The organism is Vibrio sp. V42_P2S4T144, from assembly GCF_009904715.1.
GTDB classification, from domain to species: Bacteria; Pseudomonadota; Gammaproteobacteria; order Enterobacterales; family Vibrionaceae; genus Vibrio; species Vibrio alginolyticus.
Genome location: NZ_WXWS01000413.1, coordinates 1 through 8,490 on the forward strand (window position 1 = coordinate 1; position 8,490 = coordinate 8,490).

8 protein-coding genes are annotated in these 8,490 nt (G+C 43.2%); 4 read left to right on the top strand and 4 right to left on the bottom strand.

Annotated features, from left to right (window positions below; translation table 11 throughout):
• Positions 1–109: 109 nt before the first annotated feature.
• Positions 110–457: a hypothetical protein gene (locus CAG68_RS13890; protein WP_005375501.1), complete on the bottom strand. Its 348-nt coding sequence runs from the start codon at positions 455–457 to the stop codon at positions 110–112.
• Positions 458–633: 176 nt separating this feature from the next.
• Positions 634–1,827, bottom strand: coding sequence for a multidrug effflux MFS transporter (locus CAG68_RS13895; RefSeq protein ID WP_017821607.1), 1,194 nt, complete (start codon positions 1,825–1,827; stop codon positions 634–636).
• Between the two features lie 105 nt (positions 1,828–1,932).
• Between CAG68_RS13895 and CAG68_RS13900 the strand changes: the two genes are divergently transcribed.
• Positions 1,933–2,820 (top strand): LysR family transcriptional regulator, encoded by an 888-nt coding sequence (locus tag CAG68_RS13900; protein ID WP_025768470.1) that lies wholly within the window; start codon positions 1,933–1,935, stop codon positions 2,818–2,820.
• A 183-nt stretch (positions 2,821–3,003) separates the two neighbouring features.
• Positions 3,004–4,824 (top strand): putative bifunctional diguanylate cyclase/phosphodiesterase, encoded by a 1,821-nt coding sequence (locus CAG68_RS13905; RefSeq protein WP_161441288.1) that lies wholly within the window; start codon positions 3,004–3,006, stop codon positions 4,822–4,824.
• A 106-nt stretch (positions 4,825–4,930) separates the two neighbouring features.
• Here the strand turns inward: CAG68_RS13905 and CAG68_RS13910 are convergent, their stop codons facing one another.
• Entirely contained in the window at positions 4,931–6,214 is a 1,284-nt protein-coding gene (locus CAG68_RS13910) for a peptidoglycan DD-metalloendopeptidase family protein (RefSeq protein ID WP_025768471.1), read from the bottom strand.
• Between the two features lie 124 nt (positions 6,215–6,338).
• Positions 6,339–6,968, bottom strand: a complete 630-nt coding sequence (locus CAG68_RS13915; protein WP_054574420.1) for a hypothetical protein — start codon at positions 6,966–6,968, stop codon at positions 6,339–6,341.
• Between the two features lie 200 nt (positions 6,969–7,168).
• Between CAG68_RS13915 and CAG68_RS13920 the strand changes: the two genes are divergently transcribed.
• Entirely contained in the window at positions 7,169–7,570 is a 402-nt protein-coding gene (locus CAG68_RS13920) for a GFA family protein (RefSeq protein ID WP_017635849.1), read from the top strand.
• Positions 7,571–7,723: 153 nt separating this feature from the next.
• Positions 7,724–8,395: a YoaK family protein gene (locus tag CAG68_RS13925; RefSeq protein ID WP_161441289.1), complete on the top strand. Its 672-nt coding sequence runs from the start codon at positions 7,724–7,726 to the stop codon at positions 8,393–8,395.
• Positions 8,396–8,490: the final 95 nt, after the last annotated feature.

The window sequence follows — 8,490 nt, forward strand, 5'->3', positions numbered from 1 at the left end:
TAACTATGTTGTAATTTTACACCACAATTAGATAAAAACAAGACTCCAGTCACATTTATTTTGTAATTAACTTTCAGTTTGATTTTCGTGGATTTCTTGAAATGAGCGTCTATCGCTTAGGTTGTTGGTATGTTTTACCCGCTGCGACGTACGTATCTTTCTGTTTGATTTCAAAGAATGTTTCAAAGAACCACGCAGCAAACTTGATCAAGTGATCGCCTTCATTCATGACGTGCTCTACGTATTCTTGCTCTTCTCCGGACTCATCTTCTTGAGTGGTAATATGGTAAATACGTTTCTCACCATCAACTTCTGCAAGGCCAAACTGACCCGTTAGGGATTGCGCCGCTTGTGCAACTTCTTCTTCCTCACACGCCTTCAAGATTTCAAGTGCCTTTGGCATGCTTTCTTGCTGAGTAATTTCTTTTACCAGTGTTTCAAATTCGTTTTGTTGCATTCTTTCACCTAACGATTAGAGATCGGATAGCCATTGGGCAGAAATGTATTCCAAGCTTGAGAGAAGTATCAAGGTTCGCCCTCTTCCTTTCAAACCAAGTCATTCAGTATACACAACAAGCCAGACTTAATTTAGCTGCGCATTTTAGAAAGCCGACCTTCTGGTTGCAAGTATATTCAGATGGAAGTTTCTGCTTGAACCGTCCCTTCTGGCACTTTACGAAATTGGCTTAGTACAAGAACAAAGCAAGAAAGTAACGCAATAAACAAATAAAACACCCCAAGCTGCTGCTGATTCGTAACCCATGAGTCTACTAAGTACCCACCAAACAAACCTGCTAAACACATTTGAATAGAGCCAGATAACGCAGAAACCGCGCCTGCCTGTTGCTTATGTGGCGAGAGTAGCAAACTAATCGATACTGGGAATGACATGCCTTGGGCAAAACTTAAACACGTGAATGCCGTCAGCAATGAAAATACACTGAAGGGGGTAACCAACAACATGAAGCCAGCAACAGCAACAATCGCGAAACTCATCAGCAAGATTTGCTGAGCTTTGTAACGAGCATTGATCAAATTCAGCACTAAGCTACCCGTCAGCAAACCAACTGACGGTATGATCATCAAAGAGCCGTAATCTGCCGCCGTTAATCCTAACTCTTGTTGCATTAAAAATGGATACAAGGAGAGCGTAACCAGAGCCGATAAATAACTAAGCCAGTTGTAGCTCGCACTACCAATCACTTGTGTATTCGTTAACAGACGCAAATAGTTCGCGCTTACTTCGCCTACTTTAAATTTTCTCTTCGGATAAGGCAGCGTTTCTGGCAGCACCAATAAACCAAGTGTAAAAATTGCCATTAAGTAAATCAGTACAAACACGAAGACAGCATGCCAACTCAGGTGAAAAGCAATCCAGCCACCAAACAGCGGAGCAATAATTGGCATCACTGAAGCAGTGACTGAAATATAAGATAGCGCTTTGGTTAATTGCATACCGTCATAACTATCACGCAGTACTGACCGACCAAGTACCGAAGCGCTGCCCGCTCCTAGGCCTTGCAGTAACCGTCCCGCTTCAAGGGCAACAATGTTGTCCGAAAACGCGATGCAAATAACCGTACCAACTAGATATACACTTTGCCCCAGAATAAACACTGGCCGACGACCAATCGCATCAGACAATGGGCCGTAAAAAAGCTGAGAGATACCGAAGCCAACGAGAAATAGCGTGACGAGATTCTGAATCGAATGTTGCGGCAAATTCAAGTCATGACCAATCAATGGCAAAGAAGGAAGATAAATACTAACGCCAACTTGGCCTGTGGCAATGATCATCATCGCTAATAACAATGGTGTTTTACGCAAACGTTCCTCCTACTTTGTGACAGATTGATGGCAAACAGTGTATATTTGATACTCAAAGATGATAATCAGCTAAGTTGGAAAGGAATTAATTCCCAAGGAGATACAATGGACTGGATTCAAAGCGTGAAGAGTTATATTCGTGTGGTCGAAGAAGGTAGCTTTAATGCCGCAGCGCGGAAACTCAATACCACCAGCTCAGCTATCAGTAAGCGAGTTCAATGGCTAGAAGATAAAATTGGCGTTCAACTACTCAAACGTACGACCCGCTCAATTAGCCAAACTGAAGCTGGTGCGCTGTTTTATCAACGAGCAAAAAGTCAGCTTGATTCATGGCAATCGGTATTAGATGAAACTCGCTCAGTCAACCAATCACCAGCGGGGCTATTAAAAATTGGGGCAACGCTGGCCGTTGGTTCCAAGTTTCTAGTTCATTATCTTGATGATTTTCTTGATAAATATCCAGACATCACACTTCAATTAACAACAACGCTACCAGGCCAATTGCCAGAGCTAAGCTTAGACCTGTTTATTAGCCGGGAATTAGAGCAACTGAACTCTCTAAGTTTCAAAGCTACTGCACTTTTCGAACATAAAGCCCAGTTTTACGCCGCGCCTAGTTACCTAAAGAAATATGGCACACCACAATGCGTTGAGGATCTGACAGAGCATAATGTCCTGATTTGGGGAGAAAAACCCTCACGAGAAATCAAAACAAATCGAGGCAAACGTATCAGCTTGTCCGGTAACTTTGCCACGACCAACCCAGAAGCGCTGTTTCATGGTGCCAAAAGAGGCATGGGTATTTTGATGACGAACAACGTCATGATCAAAGATGATCTCAAATCCGGCGCGTTAGTCCCTATCCTGCCCGATATCACAGCGGATAAAGCCACTGTATATGCCTACTATCCAAAGCTGGATTATCAGCATACCCGAACTAAGCTGTTCCTCGATTATCTCAAATCACGATTGGAAGAGGAGAAGCGCGCCTAGCTTAGCGTTTTTATCGCTATAGCTTTAAAAGGTTCAAGCATAAAAACATGAAAATAATGATTTGTTCGTTCACAAAATTTGAAAAATCTGCCTTAGTAACCGATAGTTTATTTGATGCATATCAAATAATAATTCGTCGTGTCTTACACGATATGTTAATAACAACGCTAGGTGAAATGCTCAATGGGTCAGGTACAAATCAGTTTCCACAAAATTGATGAGATATTGAAGCTAAACGGCACGGCTCAGCTAAACCGAGTCACGCTAGATATTCATCAACACTTGCAGAGCCATTGCACTTGCGTCGTAGAAGTTGCGCATCTTCAGCATTCGGCTCATACCATTTCCTTCGCCAGCAATGGAAAAATTACAGACAACCTAAGCTACCACCTTTCAGGCACCCCCTGTGAAAAAGTGGCGAAAGACATTGGCGAACATATTTTCTATCAAGACCAGGTATACAAGCGTTTTCCTGAAGATCACATGTTTCAAGAAGATGGCATTCAAGCTTACATTGGCCTGCCATTGAAGACACAAAATGGCGAAGTTCTGGGAATTTTACTGTCTACCTTTACCCGAAGCATCCACGCGAAAGAAGCGCAAGATATCCTCGACTTCCACCGATTTTATGCCAATGTCATTATTCATAGCTTACGTGAAAAGTGGGTCAGTGAACGTTCAGATAAGCTTCTTAATCAGCTTAGCTATGAGGTATCGCATGATAACCTAACTGGACTGCTCAACCGTAGCTGTTTAGCTGATACCTTGGAGACATTAACGCAGCAGGCGACTCGCCCATTCAGTTTGGCGTATCTTGATATCGATAATTTCAAATCGATCAATGATATCAACGGAAACTATATCGGCGACCAAATCATTAAGTTCACAGCTAACGCCATTCAACAGAGCTTGTCGTCGCCAAACAATGCGTTCCGTGTTGCAGGAGATGAATTCGCCTTCATCACGTACGACGAAGATCCTGTCGCCGTGTGTCAGGAAGTACTCGACAAAATTGAAAGCGGCTACAGCGACAAATCTAACCGGATTTCTTTCACCGTTAGTATTGGTATTGCACGTGCCCCAGTACATATGTTGAACAGCGATGAGCTGATTTTGAATGCCAGTCTCGCTCTCAAAGATTGTAAAAAACACCGCGATACACGGATTCAGCATTACGACACACACCTTAGTGCGTTATACCACCGTAGGACGCAGCTTATTGAGGCAATGCGAATCCAGCTAAGTACTGATATACAAGACAGCGATGAGTTGTATGTAGTGGTTCAACCGATCGTTGATATCACGAGCGACCGCTGGAATTACTTTGAAATTTTGACTCGTTGGAATAGCAATATCTATGGAAATATCTCTCCAGCGGAGTTCATTGAAGCTGCCGAACAATCAGGCCTGATTATCGAGTTAGGTGAACGGATTATTGAACTCGCGTGTATCGCAAAGCAAGAACTCGAAGCGAACCTAGGCTATAAAGTCAAACTCTCCATCAATTGCTCAGCGTATGAGCTGGTTGATTCCAACCGTTATATTAATCACTTAACCAACATGGTTGAAAAGTATCAGCACGAAGCAAAAGACTTTGTTATAGAGCTCACCGAGACCGTCTTACTCTCACAAAGTGGCCGTGAACAGATGGTACTTAACTCGTTGCGATACTTGGGTTTTAAAGTCGCACTGGATGATTTTGGTACGGGATACTCAAGCTTGAACTATATACACAATTATCCGATTGATAGCATCAAAATCGATGCTACCTTTGTGCAGAACATGCTCTCAAATACAACCTCTGAACAAGTAGTGTTTTTGATAGCGCAATTGGCAGAGCTGCTTGATGTGGATTTGATTGCCGAAGGCGTAGAAGACGATAGAGCACTACAAAAGTTAATTGAAATGGGCTGCCACTACATCCAAGGTTATTTTTACTCTCGTCCACACAGTGTTGAAGAAATCGTACACCTGATAAATGAACGTGAAGTGCGGAGTGCCTAACGTACTGAACAGACTGCTGTCATAGAATTCAAATCTAGTTAATGCACAAAGTAAAAGAGACCAAGCTATGCTTAGTCTCTTTTTGTTTTTTAAGCGAAGTACTTTATTACAGCACTGCTTTCTCTTTATCGCGTAATAGTCTATCCATTTCATCTCTGTTCGCGACAAAAGTAGCCATCTCTTTCTTAGGAACAGAACTCGCCATTGGGATATTTGCTCGCATAGCGTTAACTGGACGGCCATATTCAATCAACTCATAGTGAAGGTGTGGCCCAGTCACTCGACCTGTTTTACCAGAAAGACCGATACGCTGGCCTCGAGAAACCTTTTGCCCTTTCTTCACCAAAATCTTACTTAGGTGTAAGTAACGGGTTTTGTATTTGCTGCCGTGCTCAACAACCACGTAGTTACCCGCATATGGGTGTTTACGAGTCATGATCACTGTACCATCACCAGTAGAAACGACTGGTGTACCGGTTGGTACAGCAAAGTCAGTGCCGTTGTGCGGCGCAACACGCCCCGTTACTGGATGTAAACGATTAGGATTGAAGCCAGAACTGATACGCCAACGACTACTTACAGGGTAACGCTGGAATGCGCGCTGTAAGCTTTCACCTTTGGCATTGTAGAATTGACCATCAGTATGAAGGTAAGCGGTGATCTCGCGGCCGCGATTATAAATCTTAATCGCCTCAATTTCGTTCTTACCTGTTGGTACACCATTGATGCTTTGTGAGCGGCGAACAACTTCAAATCGATCACCTGCACGAAGATCACGTCCAAAATTAAGTTGTTCTTTGAGTAAGCTTACGACTTGACTCACTTCCGCCGACGTTAAACCTAAACGACTCGCAGAAGAAGAAAAACTGCCTTGAATAACGCCAACTAAAGGTTCTTGGCTCCACACGCCAGGAATGGAAATATCAGTAAAGTCATAGCTACCATCACTATTCAGCTTGTAGACCACTTTATCTGCAATAGAAAATTGCAGTTCCATTTTCGCTAACTCGCCTGTCGCATCATCACGCCAGAAACGGAGCGTATTGCCCGGCTTAAGTGTATCAAGTGCCAAGTAGTTCAAATCCGTTTCCATTACTTTCATTAACGAGCTGTAACCGAAACCGAGCTGACTAAAAATAGTGCTTAGGTTGTCACCTGCTTGGATTTGATATTCGAAGTTCGGGGGAGTGACAACTTCGGCAGTTGTCGCATCAAGAATTTTTTCAACGACCTGAGATTCAGGTAGGTTCAATGCGATGGTTTTGGTTAAAGATGACTCTTTGAGAGAGTGAGAAACACCAATCGCAACTAAAACTGGCAAGGAGTATAACAGCAGCGCTCTACGACTTGTCAGATTCGGCAACCGTCTTGTAATTTCATTTGTAGACACGGGAATTACTATCTCCTTTCAAACAAGGCTCATAGCTTATGCATTCCCGAATAAGAAATCACTAGGAAATTTCGAGATCTAGCGCAGAAAATACTGAATTTTTACAGAACTCAAAAAAAATTCATCACTGTTGCATATGTAAGTTATTCCCTACACGCTGTAATGTGGATGAATTGAATTGATTTGGCGTGTCTGCCATTGCTTGATCGTCACCGTGCGCTAAATATGAAAGCGTGATAGTTGTATCACTTTTCCATTCGAGCTGAGTAAATTTCACGCGGTCACCAACAAAAATACTGTCTAAAAGTACAACTCGGCTCGGCACGGGGTCAAACTTGAACAAGCCAACATAGTTAAACGAACCGCTACCTTGTGTCGTTACAATCATCGGTGCAACAACCCATGAAACACCTTCAATCTCACGCTGACTAATCGACGCAGTTGGAACAAGTACCTGACCTTTTGTCGCACCTGCATCATAGTCACCTATCAAATAGCCGTTTTCTTTATCCCACTCATCAAGAAAAGTGACCGCACTCTGCTCGGGTACTTGGATCGTCCAAGGGTTACGTGCAGTGATGCCAAGCGTCTCTTGCACAATAACGTTCGTTTCGACTTCTGTTTGAGGAAACTTAGCCATGATCTCGTCATCAGACAAACTAAAACGATAAACACCTGCGATCACAACCACAACTAATAAAACGATTGGAATAAGTAGAATAAGTGGTATCGGCAGGATTTTTTTGTGAGTCATGAAGACTTCCTTGTTTCAAGGTATAAACGAAAAGCGAGTATACCATTGTATACCCAAATGATTTCACCTCTTCAAGTGTTTCAAAATTAAACTAAACTGATTGTATCCAAATAGTTTCAAGTCCAGAGCTCATAACGAGCTAGTGACACAAGCTCTGTGCTCTAGGTCTATTGGTGTATTGGGACAAATAGGTAATCACGATGACAAAAACCATTCATACATGCGAGTGCGCCTGCGGTTTAGTTGAGATCCGTTGTAAGGGAGAGCCCACCCACACGTCTGTCTGCCATTGCTTCGAATGCCAAAAACGAACTGGCAGTGTTTTTGGGGTACAAGCTCGCTTTGAAAAAGAGCACGTCACTTTAAACGGTGAAGTCACTAGCTATACCCGAATTGGCGATGATGGCAGTGAGGTTCAGTATGACTTTTGTCCATCCTGCGGCACGACAATGAGGTTGTTCGTTTCTGCATACCCGGAAATCATGATCATTCCCGTCGGTCTATTTACCGATAAAGAGTTCCACCAACCTACCGTTTCAGTCTATGAACAAATGAAACACGGGTGGGTGAGTTTCGAATGCACAACGGAACACATCTGCTAGCGGGCAATCCACGTTCACATATTTACTTTGGCTCGGACAAACACCCTATAAGTGAGATTTTTTTGAGAATGATCAATCGAGTTTTACTGTAAAGGGTTTCGTAACTCGGTGTGAGCGTTATAATCGGCTCCTAATATTTGGTGGGGGTTTATTGTGATTTCCAGACTTCCTCGTTGGGTGGAATATGGCGCGTTTCTACTAGCTCTTCTCGCGGGCTGCGTCAACGCCGTTGGTCTTCTCGGCTTTCAACACCAAGCGATAACTCATCTTTCGGGAACCGTAACTCAGCTAGGGAACAGCTTGCTAACAGGTTTGGATAGCTCCATTCACCTGCTCTTCATCGTATTTAGCTTTTTGATTGGCGCTGCCTTTAGCGGCTTTTTTATTGAAAGCAGTGCGTTAAAACTAGGGCGAAGATATGGTGTTGCACTGTGCATAGAAGGGAGCTTGCTCTTACTCAGCTTGGGCTTTTTGGTGCAAGGGGATTTGTACGGCCAATATCTAGCATCAGCAGCATGTGGATTACAAAACGCCATGATCACCACGTTTAGCGGCGCAGTAGTCAGAACCACACATATGACCGGAATCATCACCGATCTAGGGATTATGATTGGAGAGAGCTTGAGAGGTCGTCAATTTGACCGACGTAAAGCAAAATTATTCCTATTCATTTTCTTTGGCTTTTTGTTTGGCGGCGTCGCGGGAGCGGCTCTATTTATGGTATATGGTTTATATACGCTGGTTTTCCCAGCAATATTGGCTTTTTCTACGGCTCTGATTTACTGGAGTTACCTATACATACTTAGCCGTCAACAAAAAGCATAAAATTTCGATCCGATTGAAGCGACATGCTTCAATCGGATTTGGCTCAATAGGTTCACACTGCAACGGTACAAGAAACGCTGAACGGTATTTTGACA

Coding starts and splice junctions, on each gene's coding strand:
- CAG68_RS13890 (WP_005375501.1), bottom strand. CDS start 457: ATGCAACAAAACGAATTTGAAACACTGGTAAAAGAAATTACTCAGCAA.
- CAG68_RS13900 (WP_025768470.1), top strand. CDS start 1,933: ATGGACTGGATTCAAAGCGTGAAGAGTTATATTCGTGTGGTCGAAGAA.
- CAG68_RS13905 (WP_161441288.1), top strand. CDS start 3,004: ATGGGTCAGGTACAAATCAGTTTCCACAAAATTGATGAGATATTGAAG.
- CAG68_RS13915 (WP_054574420.1), bottom strand. CDS start 6,968: ATGACTCACAAAAAAATCCTGCCGATACCACTTATTCTACTTATTCCA.
- CAG68_RS13920 (WP_017635849.1), top strand. CDS start 7,169: ATGACAAAAACCATTCATACATGCGAGTGCGCCTGCGGTTTAGTTGAG.